Source organism: Streptomyces sp. AK08-02, from assembly GCF_033795085.1.
GTDB classification, from domain to species: domain Bacteria; phylum Actinomycetota; class Actinomycetes; order Streptomycetales; family Streptomycetaceae; genus Streptomyces; species Streptomyces echiniscabiei.
Genome location: NZ_JARAZV010000009.1, coordinates 54,651 through 72,949 on the forward strand (window position 1 = coordinate 54,651; position 18,299 = coordinate 72,949).

Annotated in this window: 4 protein-coding genes; all 4 read right to left on the reverse strand. The window is 73.2% G+C overall.

The window, feature by feature from the left end:
• Nucleotides 1-62: 62 nt before the first annotated feature.
• Nucleotides 63-1,049 carry a TauD/TfdA family dioxygenase gene (locus PV734_RS19565; protein ID WP_319290873.1) on the reverse strand — a complete coding sequence of 329 codons (987 nt, stop codon included), beginning with the start codon at nucleotides 1,047-1,049 and terminating at the stop codon, nucleotides 63-65.
• Nucleotides 1,050-1,099: 50 nt separating this feature from the next.
• Nucleotides 1,100-1,309, reverse strand: coding sequence for an MbtH family protein (locus PV734_RS19570; protein WP_319097478.1), 210 nt, complete (start codon nucleotides 1,307-1,309; stop codon nucleotides 1,100-1,102).
• A gap of 190 nt (nucleotides 1,310-1,499) precedes the next feature.
• Nucleotides 1,500-17,855, reverse strand: coding sequence for a non-ribosomal peptide synthetase (locus PV734_RS19575; protein WP_319290578.1), 16,356 nt, complete (start codon nucleotides 17,853-17,855; stop codon nucleotides 1,500-1,502).
• 2 nt (nucleotides 17,856-17,857) lie between these two features.
• Nucleotides 17,858-18,142, reverse strand: coding sequence for an acyl carrier protein (locus PV734_RS19580; protein WP_319097480.1), 285 nt, complete (start codon nucleotides 18,140-18,142; stop codon nucleotides 17,858-17,860).
• Nucleotides 18,143-18,299 lie beyond the last annotated feature (157 nt).

Genomic DNA, 18,299 nt, shown 5'->3' on the forward strand with positions numbered 1-18,299 from the left:
GCACGTACCTTTCATGTCAACGGATCTCGTGACGCGTGGCGGGCCGACATCACTTGAGGGGTTCACTTGGCCAGCACCATTCCGTCATCGGGACGGTGGTCGCGGGAACGGCGCAGGTCGCTGAAGGCGAAGGTCCGCTGGAGCCAGCGGTCGCGGCCGTCGTAGCGCGGAGTGAACGCCGAACGGCCGTGCAGGGTGATCCGGTTGTCGACGACCGCCAGGTCACCGGGGCGCAGCAGCACCCCGGTGTACGTGCGGTGTGCCACCTCGGCCAGTTCGGCGAGGGCGGCTCGGCCCTCGGGGGTCACCGCCTTGGTGGCAGCCTCGTCGAAGCACCAGTCGGGGTCGTCCGGGTCGCCGGTGAGCACGGTGTGCGTGGTGCCTTCGCCGACCGGGCCGAAGGACGGCGGCGCCTCGGTGACGTACTCGGGCCTGCCGAGTGCCTCCCGCGTGCCGGGTGTCAGCAGCGGCAGGACGCGTCGGGCGCAGCTGGTGCGCAGCTCGGCGACGCATCCGTGGTCGGGGCGCAGGCACAGCAGCATCACGTGGTCGGGCCGGTGGGGGTGGAAGGCGTTCTCGGTGTGGAAGGTGAGTTCGACCGATCCGACGTTGCCCTGGACCTGCTCCTGGCCCGGCACCGGCACCACGTCCTGGACGAGGGCGCCGGACTTCTCCGCCGCGAACGCGGCCGGGTCGCCGAGCCCGGCCGCGAACAGCAGCAGTATCGCCGCGGGCAGGGACGGGTGGTGCTGGACCGAGCCCTTCACCATGGGGGTGGGTGGCAGGTGCGCCGCACCGATGGGGAGCCTTCTGAGGACGAGGGCACCGTCGGGGCCGGAATGCCTGCGGAACTCCCGGACGGTGCGCCGTATGCCGGCGGGGACGTCCTCCCAGGCGTGCCGGGCGAGGGCCACCCATGCCGGGTCGTCGACCCGGTCGCTCGCCTGGTCAAGCAGCTCCGCGGCCACATGACCGAGCCGGGCCAGGGTGGGGGCGTCGTACCGCACCGTGCCGTCGGCGCTCACCGGGGCGTACGGTGCCTGCGTCATCTCGACGCGGCTGCTCACGTCAGTGTTCCCTTTCGTCCGATGCGTTTTCGTCACTTGCCCATGGCCCGGACGAGGCTCGTGGGGCGCAGGTCGGTCCATTCGCGCTCGACGTACTCCAGGCAGGCGGTGCGGTTGTCCGGGCCGAAGACGGTGGTCCAGCCGGCGGGCACGGCGGTGAAGTCGGGCCACAGCGAGTGCTGGCCCTCGTCGTTGGCCAGGACCCGGTAGGTGCCGTCGATGTCCTCGAAGGGGTTCGTCATGACGGTCGGTGTTCCTTTCGGGAGCCGGGAGGCGCTCAGCCTCCCGGTGGGGGGATTTCGGCCACGGCTCGGGCCGGTGGTCCGGGCGGTGTGGCAGGTCGTCAGGTCGATGTGGAAGGCGGTCGGTGAGGGTGGCCGGATGGGCGCTCGGGGGAAGCCGGGCCGCCGGAGCCGGTCCGCGCGGCTCGCCTCACCGTTCGACGAAGTCCCAGTAGCGGGAGATCGCGGCCTCGTCGATGTCCGGGATCGCGACCGCCAGATCCCGCAGGAGCTGAAGCGTCCTGTCGTTCCCGAACTCCAGGGTCGGCCGCTGTGGGTCCGGCGCGTTCCTCGCGTGCTCCGCGTTCCTCGCGTGCTCTTCGAGATAGGCCTGGTAGGGCAGGATCGGCAGGTCCTGTCCCCGTTCGCTCGCGCGCCGCAGGCGCTGCAGCCACACGGTGAGCGGGACCGCTTCGGAGACCGTCCCGCGCATCCGGTCGTAGCCGCTCATGAAGACGTCGACTCCGACCCTGCGCGGGTGGTGGAGGTGGTGCACACGGGCGGTTCCCCTCGGGGTCAGGATCAGTTCCACGACGGCGCGGGCCAGGACGTCGACGGGGAGCAGCGCTTCCTCCAGTTCCGCCCCCACGGGATGGCAGCCGAGCGCGGCACAACTGGTGAGCAGTCGGGAGAACATGTCGTCCGGACTGACCGCGCCGGTCGAGGTGTGCGCCCAGACGCGGCCGAGCCGGAGGATGGAACCGGCCGCCCCCCGTTCGAGGGCACGCTCCACGAGCCGGTCCGCGACCCATTTGCTCGCCGCGTACCCGTTGCCGAACGGGTGTTTCTCACCGTCGATCGGTGAATCCTCCGTGACCCGCCGGGAGTCCTGGCCGAGCCCGAACACACCGAGGGTGGAGAGGTGGTGAAACGCTTTCGGCCTGCCTTCGGCGGCCAGGCGCAGCAGCGTCCGGGTGCCCTCCACGTTGGCCGGTTTCAGCCGCGTGTACGGCGAGAGGTGATGGACGTGTGCGCCGCTGTGGACGATCGTGTCGACCCGCTCGCGCAGCCCTGCCCAGTCCGCGGGTTCGAGGCCGAGGTCCACTGCCGCCAGGTCCCCCCGGACGACACGCAGCCGCGGATCGTCCGGCGTCGGACCGAGGTCGATGCCGTAGCGGCGCAGGGCCCCGGTCAGCCGCTCGCCCGCCTCGGCGTCGGTCCGCGCACGGACGAGGCAGTGCACCCGTGCCGATGTGCGGTGCAGCAGTTCGGCCAGGAGGAAGGCTCCGACGAACCCCGTGGCCCCGGTCAGCAGGATCTCCTGAGGACCACCGGTGTGCGGGTCGGCCCGCGGCACGTCGGGCGGGCCGGCGGGGGACTCGCCGGACGTGAAGCGCAGGGTGGGACTCAGCTCGGCTTCCGAGTCCGGCACCCACGACGGAGCGTACGGGCCGCTCCGCACGAGGTGGCGGGCCAGTCCCTCCGGGGTCGGTGCTTCGAGAAGCGCCGACAGGCTGAAGCGGGCCGCCAGCGTCTCACCGATCCGGCCGGCCAGACGGACGGCGAGCAGGGAGTGACCGCCCAGCGCGAAGAAATCGTCGTCGGCGGAGACCTCGGGCACCCCCAGCACCTCGGCGAACAGCCCGCACAGCAGGGCCTCCTGCTCGGTCCGCGGCGCCCGGCCGGTACCGGCCGAGGTGTCCGGCGGGGCGGGCAGCGCCCTGCGGTCGAGCTTGCCGTTGGCGTTCAGCGGGATCGCGTCGACCTCGACGAACGCGGACGGTACGAGGTGGGCGGGCAGGACGTCGGCGAGCCGGGTCTTCAACTCATCGGCCACCAGCGGGGTTTCGGCGACGACGTAGGCCACCAGCCGCTGGTCGCCGGGACGGTCCTCGCGGACGGTCACGGCAGCTCGGGCGACCCCGTCGAGCGCGGTCAGCGCGGTCTCGATCTCGCCGGGCTCGATCCGGTGACCCCGGACCTTGACCTGGTCGTCGACGCGTCCGGCGTACTCCAGCACCCCGGCGCGGTTCCAGCGGGCCCGGTCGCCCACCCGGTACATCCGGGTGCCGGGCGGGCCGTACGGGTCGGCGACGAACCGCTCGGCGCTCTGGCCGGGCCGCCCGGCGTAGCCACGGGCGAGTCCCGCTCCGGCCAGGTACAGCTCGCCCCACACGCCGTCCGGGACGGGCTGGAGGCGGTCGTCGAGCACGTACACACGAGCGCCCCCGATGGGGCGGCCGATGGGCACCGGCCCCGCAACCAGGACGTCGTGCGGTTCGAGCCGGTGGACGACACAGCCGACGGTCGCCTCCGTGGGACCGTACTCGTTGATCACCACGGCCTCGGGGTGCCGCTCGCGCCACGCCTGCAGGGCGGTGCCGTCGAGCGCCTCGCCGCCGATGACCAGGTTCCGGGCGTCGCTGACGCGGTCGGGCAGCGACTCCAGCAGCCGCAGGTGGCTCGGGGTGACCTTGAGCAGGCCGGGGGTCGGCGTGTCCGCGTCCAGTTCCGCGAACCGCACCCGGCCGCCGGTGACCAGCGGAGTGAACAGGGTGGTCACCGGCATGTCGAAGGCGAGGGAGGTGTGCACCAGGGACTCGCCGGACGCGGCCGGGTACATCGCCGCGGCCTCGTTCAGATAGGCGGCGAGTGACCCGTGATCGACGACGACTCCCTTCGGGCGGCCGGTCGATCCGGAGGTGTGGATCAGGTAGGCGGCCTGGCGGGGGTGGACCCGGACGCCCGGGGCACCGTCCGCGGGGGTGTCCTCAACCGCGCTGAGCGTGTCCTCGGTGAGCACGATCGCGGCGCCCGCGTCGGCGACCAGCGCGTCGATCCGTGCCTGCGGGTTGGCCGGGTCGACCGGCAGATAGGCCGCCCCGGTCTTCAGGACCGCGAGCAGCGCCACGACCACCTCCGGGCGGCGCGGCAGCACCACCGCGACGACGGTCTCCGGTCCGGCCCCCAGGCCGGTCAGGTGCCGGGCGAGCCCGTCGGCGCGGCGGTTCAGCTCCTCGTACGTCAGCTCCGTACGGTCCGAGACGACGGCCACGGCGTGCGGGGTGCGCGTCGCCTGTGCCTCGAACATCTCCGGCAGCGACGCCTCTGGCCGCGGCCGGCCGGTGTCGTTGCGCCGCACGAGCACGTCCTCGCGTTCTGCGCGGGTGAGCAGGGGCAAGGCGTGCAGGGGACGCGCCGGGTCGGCGGTCACCTCCTCCAGCAGGCGCAGGTAGCGGGCGGCGACGCTCTCGGCGGTGGCGCGGTCGAACAGGTCCGAGGCGTACTCGACCGATCCGGACCAGCCCCCTTCGCCGCTCTCGGTGAGCGTCAGCGACAGGTCGAACTTGGCGAGGTCGCCGTGCAGGTCCCCGACGGTCACCTCAAGTCCGGGCAGGGTGGGCGCGATCGCCTCCTGGTTGACCGTCAGCATGACCTGGAACAGGGGGTGCCGGTCTCGGGAGCGTGCCGGGTTGAGGACCTCGACCAGGTGCTCGAACGGCACGTCGGTGTGGTCGTACGCCGCCACGTCCGCCGCCCGCACCCGGTCGAGGAGTTCCTCGAACGTGGGGTCACCGGAGGTGTCGGCGCGCAGTACCAGGGTGTTCGCGAACAGTCCGACGAGGTGTTCGAGCGCGGTGTCCGGGCGGCCCTCCACGGGCGTCCCGATCACGATGTCGCCGCCGGCGCCCAGCCGGGTCAGCAGGGTGACGAGCGTGGCGTGCAGCACCATGAAGGCGCTGGCGCCCCGGTCACGGCCGAGCACGTCGATACGGCGGCGCAGTGCGGCCGGGACCGTGAAGGGCACCGTGCCCCCGCGCTGGGACGCGACGGCGGGCCGGGGCCGGTCGGTCGGCAGTTCGATCTGGTCAGGGCTCCCGGCCAGCTCCCTCGTCCAGAAGTCGAGCCGGTCGGCGGGCAGTTCCCGCTCCCACAGCGCGTAGTCGGCGTACTGGACGGGCAGTGGAGCCCAGTCGGGGGCGCGGCCGGCGAGGTGGGCGGCGTAGGCCGTGGAGAGGTCCTCGGCGAGGGGCCGCATGGACGCGCCGTCGGCCGCGATGTGGTGCAGGAGCAGCAGCAGGGCGTGTTCGCGCTCGCCGTCGGTGAACAGCGCGGCGCGGATGGGCGGTTGGTGGTCGAGGACGAACGGCGTCCGGGCGGCCTCCGCCAGCCTCACGGCGAAGTCGGCCGGGTCGGACGAGCGGACCGTGAAGTGCGGCTCCGTGTCGACGACGACCTGGTGCGGGCCCTGGGGTCCCTCGGCGATCACCGTGCGCAGCACTTCGTGGCGCCGCACCAGATCGCCGAAGGCGGCCCGCAGAGCGTCCCGGTCGAGGGCGCCGGTCATCCGCAGCACGACGGGGATGGTGTAGGTCTGCGAGGGGCCGTCGAGCCGGTCGAGGAACCACATCCGCCGTTGTGCCGCCGACAGGGGCATCCGCTCGGGCCGTTCGCGCCGGACGAGCGGGAGGCGGGAGGTTTGTGCCGGCCGGTCCGACAGCAGTTCGGCGAGGCCGGCGACGGTCGGGTGCTCGAAGACCTCCCGGACGGACAGCTCCACACCGAGGCCGACGCGGATCCGGTTGACCAGCCGGGCGACGAGCAGGGAGTGGCCGCCGAGGCGGAAGAAGTCGTCGTCGGCGCCGATCTCGGGCACCCCTAGGACGGCGGCGAAGAGGCCCGCCATCTCCCGCTCCGTGCCCGGGGCGGGAGGCCTGCCCGAGCTCTCGGCGGTGAGGTCGGGAGCGGGCAGCGCCTTGCGAGCGATCTTGCCGTTGGCGGTCAGGGGCAGGGTCCGCAGCACGACGAACGCGGCCGGGACCATGTAGTCGGGCAGGGCCCGCGCGGCGGCGCCGCGCAGGGCGGCCAGGTCCGCCGGGTGCCCCTGCTCCGGCACGACGTAGGCGACGAGGCGCTTGTCGCCCGGGGTGTCCTCGCGGACGACCACGGCCGCGGCGTCGATGCCCGGCCGGGCCGTCAGGACGGCCTCCACCTCGCCGAGTTCGATGCGGAAGCCGCGGATCTTCACCTGGTCGTCGACGCGGCTGACGAACTCCAGGCGTCCGGCGGCCGTCCAGCGGGCCAGGTCGCCCGTGCGGTACATCCGGGACCCGGGCGGGCCGAACGGGCTCGCGACGAAGCGCCCGGCGGTCAGGCCGGGGCGGCCGTGGTAGCCGCGGGTGACCAGGTCGCCCGCGACGTACAGTTCGCCGGCGGTGCCGACGGGTGCCGGTCGCAGCAGCGCGTCCAGCACGTACATCCGCGTGTTCCAGGCAGGGGTGCCTATGGTGATGACGCCGGGCGGAACCGGGTCGCCGGGTTCGATACGGAACAGGCTGCAGCCGATGGTCGTCTCGGTCGGGCCGTACTCGTTGAGGACGGTCACCCCGGGATGCCGGTCGCGCCAGGCGTCCAGCACGTCGCCCAGGAGGGACTCGCCGCCGAGGACGAGTTGTCCGCCCGGCGAGTACTCCTCGGGCACCACGCCCAGCAGGTGCAGATGACTGGGGGTGGCCTTGACGAAGTCGGGCCGGGTGACACGGGCGTCCGGATCGGGGCCGCTCGCGGTCCAGCGGACGAGTTCGACGGTGCCGCCGGAGATCAGCGGGCCGAACATGCCGGTCGCGGTGAGGTCGAAGGAGACCGGCGAGTGCACCAGGACGCGTCGCCGCAGGCTCTCGTACGCGTGGGTCGCCCAGGCCAGATAGGCGACCAGCGACCGGTGTTCGACGACGACCGCCTTGGGCCGCCCGGTGGAGCCCGAGGTGAAGATGACGAACGCGGCGTGTTCGGGCCGCCGGACCACGGAGGTGAGCGGCTCGGAAGGCTGCTCCGCGATCGCGGGATCGTCGGTCAGCACGACCGGCACGTCCGTCAACGAGCCGACGGTATCGGCGAGTTCGGCCGTGGTGACCACGGCGACCGGCGCGATGTCCCGCAGCATGAAGGCGAGCCGGTCGACCGGGTGGGACGGGTCGAGCGGCAGGTAGCCGGCGCCGGTCTTCAGCGCGGCGAGCAGCGTCACCGGGATGCCCTCGGACACCGGCATCAGGACGGCGACGTAGCGTTCCGGACCGGCTCCCAGGCCGATCAGGTGCCGTGCCAACCGGTTGGCACGGGCGTCGAGTTCGGCGTACGACAGCTCGGTGTCGCCGAAGACGACGGCGGGCTCGTCCGGGGTGCGGGCGGTCTGGGCCTCGACCAGTTCGGTGAGGGTCTGGGACGGCACCTCGTGGCCGGTGGTGTTCCACTCGGTGAGCAGCAGCCGCCGCTCGTCGGCGTCCACGACGTCGAACTCCCCCACCGGGCGGCCGGGTTCGGCGGTGACGGCGGTGAGCAGTCGGGTGAAGCGCTCGGCGATGCGGGCGGCGGAGTCGCGGTCGAACAGGTCGGTGGCGAACTCCAGGAGCCCGTGCACCCCGCCCTCGGGCCGCTCGGTGAGGAAGAACGACAGGTCGAACTTGGCGGCGGGCGAGGCGACCGGCCGCACGCGCGCCGTGAGGCCGGGCAGGTCGACGGCGAGGTCGAGGGCCGCCTGCTGGTCGGCGTTGTTGAAGTTGAGGCCGGTCTGGAACAGCGGGTGCCGGGCGGTGGAACGCGCCGGGTTGACCACCTCCACGACCTGCTCGAACGGCACGTCCTGGTTCGCGTAGGCGGCCAGGTCGGCGGCCCGCACCCGGCGCAGCACCTCGGTGAAGCCGGGGTCGCCGGTCAGGTCGGTGCGCAGCACGAGGTTGTTGGCGAAGAAGCCGACCAGAGGTGTCAGGGTGTCGTCCGTGCGGCCGGCGACCGGCGAGCCGATCACAATGTCGTCGCCCGCGCCGAGCCGGTGCAGCAGGGTGGCCACAGCGGCGTGTACGACCATGAAGACGGTCGTGTGGTGGTCGCGGGCGAGCCGGACCAGGGCTTCGTGGACCTCGGGCGCGACCGTGAAGGGCACGGTGTCGCCGCGGTGGGTGGGCACGGCGGGCCGGGGCCGGTCGAAGGGCAGCTCCATCTGCTCGGGCAGTCCGGCGAGCGTCGTGCGCCAGTGGTCGAGCTGGCGGGACAGGACACTGTCCGGGTCGTCGGCCTCGCCGAGCGCGCGCCGCTGCCAGGCGGCGAAGTCGGCGTACTGGATCGGCAGTTGAGCCCAGGCGGGCTGCTCTTGCCGGGTCCGGGCCGCGTACGCGGTGGCGAGGTCGCGGGCGAGCGGAGCCATGGAGGCGCCGTCACCGGCGATGTGGTGCAGGACGAGGAGCAGCACGTGCTCGCCCGCGCCGAGGTCGAACAGGGTGGCGCGCAGCGGGGGTTGGACGGAGAGATCGAAGGGGGTCCGGACTGCGTCGGCGACGCGCTCGTCGAGGACGTCCTCGTCGGCGCGGACAACTGTCAGCGGCGGCACCGACGGCAGGACCACCTGGTGGGCACCCTCCCCGTCCTCGGCGAAGACCGTACGCAGTGCCTCGTGCCGCAGCGCCAGGTCGTCCAGGGCGGTCGTGAGCGCGGCCACATCGAGCTCGCCGGTCAGCCGCAGCGCGACGGGCAGGTTGTACGTCGCGGACGGGCCCTCGAAGCGGTGCAGGAACCACAGCCGTTCCTGGGCGTACGACAGCGGCAGGCGTCCCTCGCGCGGCGGTGCGGTGACGCCGCCGCGACGTGGTCCGCCGTCGCCGAGCCGGGCCGCGAGCTTCGCCACGGTCGTCGCCTCGAACAGCACGGACAGTTCGAGATCGACGTCCAGCGCGGCCCGGATGCGGCCGGCCAGCCGGGTCACCAGCAGCGAGTGGCCGCCGAGCGCGAAGAAGTCGTCGTCGATCGAGACCGCGCCCACCCGGAGCACCTCGGCGAACAGCCCGCACAGGATCTCCTCCTGCGGGGTGCGCGGCCCGCGCCCGGAGGCGTGGGTCTGCTCCGGGACGGGCAGTGCCCTGCGGTCGAGCTTGCCGTTCGGGGTGAGCGGCATGGCGTCCAGCTCGATGATCCGGGCCGGGACCATGTACTCCGGCAGCCGTGCCGTGAGCCGGTCGCGCAGTGCCTCGGCGTCGACCGGGACCCCCGCGGAGGCGGGCACGACGTACCCGACGAGCCGCTGCCCGTGCACGGCCGCGGCGGCCTGCGCGACGGCCGGGTGGTCGGCCAGCGCGTCCTCGACCTCGCCGAGTTCTACGCGGAGGCCGCGCAGTTTGACCTGGTTGTCGGCGCGGCCGAGATACTCCAGCTCGCCGCCCGCCGTCCAGCGCGCCACGTCCCCGGTGCGGTACATCACCGCCCCGGGCGGCCCGTACGGGCTCGCGACGAACCGCTCGGCGGTCAGGGCGGGCCGGTCCAGGTAGCCGCGGGCCAGCTGAACGCCCTCGATGTACAGCTCGCCGGGTGCCCCGGGGGCGACCGGAGCCAGCGTCGCGTCGAGCACGTAGGCGCGGGTGTTGGCGACGGGACCGCCGATCAGCACGGTCCCGGTGTCGGGCGGCGCGGCCCAGGCGGTGACGTCGACGGCGGCCTCGGTGGGGCCGTAGGCGTTGAGGAGCACCGCGCGGGAGTCCTCGTGGAACCGGCGGACCAGCTCGGCGGGCAGGGCCTCGTCGCCGGAGACGACCAGACGCACGGAGCCCGGCAGCCGGGTCTCGGCGAGATAGGCGCCGAGCATGGACGCGCTGAGGTGGACGACGGCGACGGAGTCCTCCCGCATCAGCCGCTCCAGCTGGAGCGGGTCGCGGTGGGCGTCGGGGCGGGCCACGACGAGGGTGCCGCCGTACATGAGGGTCCAGAAGACCTCCCACACCGACACGTCGAAGCTGACCGGAGTGGACTGCAGCACCCGTTCCCCGGCGGCGAGCCGATGGTCGCGCTGCATCCAGTACAGGCGGTTCGCCATGCCCGCGTACGTGTTGACCGTGCCCTTGGGCCGGCCGGTGGAGCCCGAGGTGTAGATGACGTAAGCGGCGTTGGCGCCGTGGGCCGTCACCCCCGGGTTCCGCGCGGGCCCTTCGGCGTGGGGTGCGATCCGCTCGAAGCCGTCGATGTCCCGGTCGGAGATCAGCAGCCGGGCGGCGGAGTCGGCGAGGATGTACGCGATCCGGTCGGCCGGGTAGCCGGTGTCGATGGGCACGTACGCGGCACCCGCCTTGAGCACCGCCCACAGGGCCACCATCAGATCGACCGAGCGCGGCAGCATCACGGCGACCCGTGACTCGGGCCCGACACCCCGCTCGCGCAGCGCGTGGGCGAGCCGGTTCACCCGGGTGTTGAACTCGCCGTACGTGACCCGCTCGCCCTCGAAGCGGACGGCTTCGGCGTCCGGGTGCCGGGCCGCGTGCCTCTCGAACAGCTCCACCACCGACGGCTGGTCGTCGAACCGTACGACGGTGTCGTTCCAGCGCTCCAGCACCAGGGCGCGTTCGTCCGCGTCGAGCACGTCGACCTGGGACAACCGCAGCGCCGGGTCGGCGGTGACGGTCTCCAGGACGCGGACGAAGCGGGCCGCGAAGCTCTCGGCCGTGCGCCGGTCGTACAGGTCGGTCGTGTACTCCAGGCGGCACAGCAGCCCGTCGCCCTCGACATGGCAGTCGAAGTGCACGTCGAACTTGGACGTACCGCTGGTCACCGGGCCGGGTTCGGCGTGCACGCCGGGCAGGTCGATGCGGGCGTCGGTGAGGTCCAGCCAGGCCAGCATCACCTGGAAGAAGGCGGCCCGGGACCGGGACCGCTCCGGGTTCAGCTCCTCCACCAGGCGTTCGAACGGCACCCCTTGGTGCGCGTATGCGGCCAGTCCGGTTTCGCGGACGCGGTCCAGCAGATCCTCGAAGCGGGGGTCGCCGGAGGTGTCGAAGCGGTAGACGAGGGTGTTGATGAACACGCCGACGACGTCGTCGAGCACGGAGTCGGGCCGGTCGGCGATGATGCCGCCGAGCGGGATGTCCTCGCCCGCGCCGAGCCGGGACAGCAGCGTCGCCACGGCCGCCTGAAGGATCATGTACGGGGTGGAGCGGGTGCGTCCCGCCAGGTCGAGGACCCGCTGATAGAGCTCCGGTGCGACCGCGAACTCCACGTGGTCGCCACGGTGTGTGGCCACCGCGGGGCGCGGCCGGTCTCCGGGGAAGGTGACCTCGGGCGGCAGTCCGTCCAGGTTCCGCTTCCAGTAGTCGATCTGCCGGGGCAGGTCCCCGGCCAGGGTGTCGCGCTGCCACACAGCGAAGTCCGCGTACTGGACGGGCAGTTCGGCGAAGTCGGGCGCGCCGCCGCCGAGCCGGGCGCGGTAGGCGGCGGACAGGTCCTCGGTCAGCGGACGCAGCGAGGCGCCGTCGGTGGCGATGTGGTGCACCACGAAGAGCAGTACGTGGGTGTCCGGGCCGGTCGGGTAGAGCGTCGCCCTCATCGGCAGGTCGTGGGCCAGGTCGAAGGGCCGGCCGGCGGAGACGGCCAGGTCGGGGTTGGGGCCGGCGTCCCGTACGACCTCCATGACGAAGGGCGTGTCCGGGGGCAGCACGACCTGGTGCGGGCCCTCGTCGTCCTCCCGGTAGAGCGTGCGCAGCGCCTCGTGACGGGCGACGAGGTCGGCGAACGCGGCGCCGAGCGCGTCCGCGTCCAGGCGACCGGTCAGCCGGATCCGGATGGGGACGTTGTAGGAGCCCGAACCGCGCTGGAGCCGCTGCAGGAACCACATGCGCTCCTGCGCGAACGACAGCGGGACGCGGGCCGGCCGTTCGTCCGCCGTGATGCGCTTGGCCTGCGGGCCGATGTCGGAGAGCCGCCCGGCGACCCCGGCGACGGTCGGGGCGGCGAACACGTCCCGCAGGGACAGGTCGACACCGAACTCGTCGCGCACACGGTGGACCAGCCGGATCATCAGGATCGACGTGCCGCCGAGCGCGAAGAACTCGTCGTCGACACCGACCTCCTCGACGCCGAGGACCTCGGCGACGATGCCGCACAGGATCTCCTCCTGCGGCGTGCGCGGAACCCCGCCCCGGCCCGGCCCGGTGTTCTCCCGGCCGTCGGACAGGTCGGTGGCGCGCTCGCCCATGACCAGCAGCCGGTCCTCCTCGGACACGGCCGTCAACTCCCCCGCCGGTACGTCGAGTCCGGCCACCGCCTCGCCGAGCAGTTCGGTCAGGCGGTCCGAGAGCCGTGTGATGGCCTCCGGGCCGAGGACGCTGCTGCGGTAGCCCCACAGCAGCCGCAGCCGCTCGCCGGGAAAGACGTACAGGCTGACGGTGTAGTGGGTCCGCTCGGCGAGGTCGGCGTGGGCCAGGCGCAGTCCGCCGGCCTCGATGCCGTCGGTCGTCGGGTAGTTCTCGAAGAAGATGATGGTGTCGAACAGCGACTCGAAGCCGGACGAGCGGGTGACCGTCGCCAGGGAGGCGTGCTGGTGCGGCCGCAGCGCCTGCTGTTCCCTCTGCACCCGGGCCAGCAGCTCCGCCAGCGGCTCGTTCCGCTCGATCCGGACCCGGGCCGGGAGCGTGTTGATGAACGGCCCGATCGTCGACTCCGCGCCGGGCAGCTCGGGCGGTCGGCCGGAGAGGGTCGCGCCGAACACGACGTCGTCCCGTCCGGTCAGCCCGCCCAGCAGCAACGCCCACAGGCCCTGGAAGACGGTGTTGAGGGTGAGCCCGTGCGCGCGGGCCACAGAGGTCAGCGCGTCGGTCAGCGCCTCGGGCAGGACGACCTCGTGGGAGCCGTATCCCTCGGGGGTGTGCCCGGCGGGGGCGATCAGGGTGGGTGCGGCCAGGCCGTCGAGCCGCTCCCCCACCGCCTCGGCCGAGGCGTCCAGGTCCTGCTCGGCGAGCCAGGCCAGGTAGTCGCGGTAGGCGGGGGCCGGGGGCAGTTCGCCGCCGCCGTACAGCGTGAACAGCTCGCGTACCAGCAGCGGCAGCGACCAGCCGTCCACCAGGAGGTGGTGGTGGGTGATGACGAGGCGGTCGCCGAGCGCGGTGAACCGGATCAGCGGCGGCCTCACGACGCTGAAGCCGCGTGCCCGGTCCCGGGCGAGGAACTCCTCCAGGCCGGTCCCCTCCCGCTCCTCCTTCCACGCCACCTTCACGTCGGCCGGCACGACCTGGACGGCCGCGCCCGTCGGGCGGGTGCGGAAGCCGGCGCGCAGATTCGGGTGCCGGTGCAGCAGTGCCGCCGCGGCGGCCTTCATCCGGTCGGGGTCGTAGCCGCCGTCGATGTCGAGGACGAGCTGGCCGACGTAGGGATCGTCGGGCTCGTACAACGCGAGGAAGAGCAGGCCCTCCTGGAGCGGGGAGAGCGGCAGGACGTCGGTGGCGCCCCGGAACCTGTCCAGTTCCTCCTGGGTGATCCGGACGAGAGGTACGTCGGAGACGGTGAGTCCGCCCCGCGTGTGCGCGGCGAGTTCGGCCAGGGCTCCTGTCCACGCCTCGGCGAGGGCGCGTACGTCGGTCTCGGTGAGGACACCGGCGGGATACGTCCACTCGGCGGTCAGCTCACCGTCGCGGACGTGGGCGTCGATCTGAAGGGTGTGGGTGAGCGCCAGGGCGTCGTCGGCGAGGAGTTCCACGGCCGTCGCGCCGTCTGCGAGCTGCCAGCCGCCGAGGTCGGTGGCGTCCAGGCGGCCCAGGTAGTTGAAGGCGATCTGGGGCGTCGGCAGTCCGGTGAGCCCCTCGCGCAGCAGGTCGTGACCGCGACCGCCGTACGGGATCGCGCGCAGTTCGTCCTTCGTGCGCTTGATCAGGTCGGCGCCGGTCCCGGTGCCGGGACCCAGTCGCACCGGATGGATGCGGGTGAACCAGCCGACGGTGGTGGCCAGGTCCATGCCGTCGGGCAGGTGATCGCGGCCGTGTCCCTCCAGGTCGACCAGGACCGGTCCCTCACCCCGGTGGCGCTGTACGGCCGCCGACAGCGCGGCGAGCAGGATGTCGTCCGGGGTCGCCCGGTAGGCGGCGGGCAGGGTGGCCAGCAGGGTGGTGGTGAGGTCGGCCGGGACCGTGACGGTGACCGAGCGGGCCGTGCGGTGGCAGTCCCTCGCCGGGTCGAGCGGGCGGGTACCGAGGAGGGGTTCCGGGGTGGACAACAGGTCGGTCCACAGCGGGAGTTCGTCCATGGGGGCACTGAGGTGTCCGGCCCAGCGGCGCAGCGAGGTCGCGGGCGGGGACAGCTCGGCGCCCGCGAGCGCCTCGGTGAGGTCGCTCAGCAGGATGCGCCAGGACACGCCGTCGACGACCAGGTGGTGGAGCACGAGCAGCAGCCGGCCGGACTCGAACCACACCGCCCGTACCATCACCCCGTCGTCCGGCGACAGCGCGCGGCGGGCGGTCTCCTTGTGCCCGGCCACGTCCTCGTCCAGGGCGCGGATCAGGCAGTCCTCGGCCCGTACGGCGCCCACGGGCCGGATGTGCCGGGCGCGCAGGCGCAGGGCGTCGTGGCGGTCGAGCACCCTTTGCAGGGCGGCGGACAGCCTGTCGTACGACAGTTCCGGCCCGGCGGCGAGGAGGAGCGACTGGGCGTAGCCGGCGGTGGGGCCGCCTCGTTCGGCGAGGCGCCGGGACATGGGGGTCTCGGGGAGTTCACCGACCGGGTCGTCCTTGACGGGCGGGGCCGCCGGTTCCGTCGTGGCCACCAGGGCGAGCCGGGCGACCGTCGGGTGGTCGAAGACGTCCTGGGGAGTGAGCCGCAGGCCCTGGCGGCGGGCGCGGCTGACGAGCTGGATGGCGTGGATGCTGTCCGCGCCGAGGGCGAACAGGTCGTCGTCCACGCCCAGTTCGGGACGGGAGAGGAGTACGGCGGCGATGCCGTGCAGGAGGTGCTCGCCGGTGGTCTCGGGGGCACGGCCGCTCACCCGCCGGGCCGGGGCGGGCAGGGCGGCGCGGTCGGTCTTGCCGTTGGGGGTCACCGGGATCGACGGCAGGAGGAGCACGGTCACCGGGACCATGTGGGCGGGCAACAGGGCCGCGAGGTGGGCCCTGGGGTCGGCCTCGGGGGTACCGGTCACATAGCCGACGAGTTGCCGGGCGCCCGTCTCGGAGTCGTGGACGAGGACCACGGCCTGTTCGACGCCGGGCACCGACGCGAGGACGGCCTCGACCTCGGCGGGTTCGACGCGCTGCCCGTTGATCTTGATCTGGTCGTCGGCGCGTCCGGCGAACTCCAGGTCGCCGTCCGCCCGTCGGCGCACCAGGTCCCCGGTGCGGTACATGCGGGTGCCGGCCGGCCCGTGGGGGTCGGCGACGAAGCGCTCGGCGGTCGGGCCGGGCCGGTCGAAGTAGCCGCGGGCGAGCTGGACGCCCGCCAGGTACAGCTCGCCGGTGACGCCGTCCGGTACCGGTCGCAGGGCCGGATCGAGCACATAAGCACGGGAGTTGTGGGTGGGCGTGCCGATCGTGACGGCCTCGCCGGGCACACAGGCATGAGAGGTGGCGGTCACCGAGAACTCGGTGGGCCCGTAGGAGTTGTGCAGCCGGCCGCCGCACTCACGGTGGAAGCGGTCGGCGAGCCCGGCGGGCAGCGCCTCACCGCCGCAGCTGACCATGCGCAGCGCGTCCGTGGGCAGGGAGGCGTACTCGTCGAGGAAGGGGCCGAGCATCGCGGGCACGAAGTGGATGACGGTGACCTGCTCGTCGCGGACCAGCCGGGCCAGGTAGGCCGGGTCGCGGTGGCCGTCGGGACGGGCGACGACGAGGGTCGCGCCACGGGTGAGGGTCCAGAACACCTCCCACACCGACACGTCGAACCCGACCGGCGTCTTGTGCACGACCCGGTCCGCCGGGGTGAGCCGGTACTCGTCCTGCATCCAGTCGAGCATGTTGGTGATGCCGGCGTGGGTGACGACGACACCCTTGGGGCGGCCGGTGGTGCCCGAGGTGTGGATGACGTACGCGGCGTTGTCCCCCCGCGGGACAACGCCGGGGTCGGTGGCTGGCTCGTCGTCGCCGAGGGTGCGCACGGTGTCCTCGTCGATCACGAACGACACGCGCGAGTCGGCGAGGACGTACGCGATCCGGTCGGCCGGGTAGCCGGTCTCGACGGGCACGTACGCCGCACCGGACTTCAGCACCGCCCACAGCGCGACAATCAGGTCGAGCGAGCGCGGCAGCACCACCGCCACCCGCGACTCGGGTCCCACGCCCCGCCCGCGCAGGGCGTGCGCGAGCCGGTTGACGCGGGCGCCCAGTTCGCCGTACGTCAGCCGCTCGCCCTCGAAGACGACTGCCTCGGCAGCCGGGTCCTGAGCCTCGAACAGCTCCACCAGGGAGCGCGCGTCGCTCGCGTGGCCGGTGTCGTTGCGGGCGTCAAAACGTGCGCGTTCCGCGTCGTCCAGCAGATCGACGGCGCCGATGGGCAGGTCCGGCCGCTCGGTGACCGCGGTGAGCAGGCGCACGTAGCGGTCGCGGTGGGCGGCGGCCGTCTCGGGGGTGAAGCGTCCCGGGTGGGCGTTGACGGTCAGCTCGATGCCGTCGCCCGCCTCGGGGTCGCCGTAGGCGTGCACGGCGAGGTCGCGCACCGGGCCGGAGGCGAGCTGGTGCGCCTCGGCCTCGGTGGTGCCGAACGGCAGGCGGGCGGCGGCGAAGGAGAGGACGTTGACGGACGGCCCGCTCAGGGTCCCCGGACGGGCCGAGGCGGAGAGGTCGCGGCGCAGTTCGTCGTGCGGGTAGCGCTGGTGGCGGCTCGCCTCGGCCAGGCGGGCGGCGACGCGGTCCAGCAGTTCGGCGAAGGTGGTGGAGCCGTCGACAGGTATCCGCAGCGGGATGTCGTTGACGAGCATGGCGGGTGTCGCCAGGGCGTGCGGGCTGAGCCGGGCTGCCATGAAGACGCGCACGAGGACGTCGTGGGCGCCGGTGACACGGTGGGTGTGGGCCGCCATGGCGGCGATCACCGGCAGGGACCAGCGGGCCCCGCCGAGGCCGCGCACCCTGAGCGCGGTCTCCTCGGGCAGGCGGCCGGTCGTGGCGGGCAGGCTGGGCGCCAGTCCGGTGGCGCCGGAGCCGAGTTCGGTGGACCGGGGCAGGTCGGCGAACTCCCGCTGCCAGTAGGCGCTGTCGCGCTTGCGGCGGGCGGAGCCGAGGTAGGCGCGCTCCTCGGCCAGGACATCGCCGAGGGGGCCGAAGCCGCTCTCGGGCGGCTGCTCGCCCGCGGCCAGTGCCGTGTAGACCTCCAGCAGACGGCGGCAGTGCAGGACCTGTCCGTAGCCGTCGAGGAGGATGTGGTGGTAGCGGAAGTGGAACCAGTGCCGGTCGGGTCCGAGCCGCAGCAGGGTGTGCCGGAACAGCCGGTCGTCCGTGACCGGGACGGGCCGGGCCTGGTCGGCGTCGATCCAGTCCCGGGCGGCCCCGGCCGGATCGGCCTCACCACTGAGGTCGACGTACGCCAGTTCGCCGGTGACGGACGGGTCGACAGTCTGACGGATCGTCTCTCCGTCGTCGTGGAAGCGGACCCGCAGGGCCTCGGTCTCCGCCACGGCCCGCTCAACGGCGTGGGCGAGCAGGGCGCGGTCCACCTGTGCGGGGACGTCGTAGTAGATGCCGCAGGTGTACTGCGGGCTGTCGGGGGCGAGGCGCTGGGCGACCCACACGCCGTGCTGGGCGGCCGTGAGCGGCAGGTCCGGGTTGGTCGAGGCGGCGTCGTTCATGGTCAGGCCCGCTTCTCGTCGGCCGGGGCCGCGTCCGGCTGTGCGCCGAACAGCTCGGTCAGGGCCTCGCTGAGCGCGTCGACCGTCGGGTGGTCCCAGGTCAGCGCGTCATCGACGGTCACCTCGAACTCGTCCTCGATGTCGGCGGTGATGGCCAGCGCCGTCAGCGAGTCCAGGCCGTAGTCGGCCAGCGGGACGGACGTGTCGATGTCCTGGGGCGAGCGGCGCAGATAGGTCGCCACGCGTTCCGTCAGCCAGGTGTGCACGTCTTGGTTGCCAGCGGTCATGAGGGGGTCACTTTCTTGAGCGGGGGGAGAGAGAAAGGAAGCCGGAGCGCGGGGCGGCGGCACGGCCGGGTGCGCGGCGGCCGTACGGCGGAGGGGCTCTGCCCGTCCCGGGCGGGGGCCGGACGGCGCACGGCGCACGGCGTGCTGATGGTGAGTG

Coding starts and splice junctions, on each gene's coding strand:
- PV734_RS19570 (WP_319097478.1), bottom strand. CDS start 1,309: ATGACGAACCCCTTCGAGGACATCGACGGCACCTACCGGGTCCTGGCC.
- PV734_RS19565 (WP_319290873.1), bottom strand. CDS start 1,049: ATGACGCAGGCACCGTACGCCCCGGTGAGCGCCGACGGCACGGTGCGG.
- PV734_RS19575 (WP_319290578.1), bottom strand. CDS start 17,855: ATGAACGACGCCGCCTCGACCAACCCGGACCTGCCGCTCACGGCCGCC.
- PV734_RS19580 (WP_319097480.1), bottom strand. CDS start 18,142: ATGACCGCTGGCAACCAAGACGTGCACACCTGGCTGACGGAACGCGTG.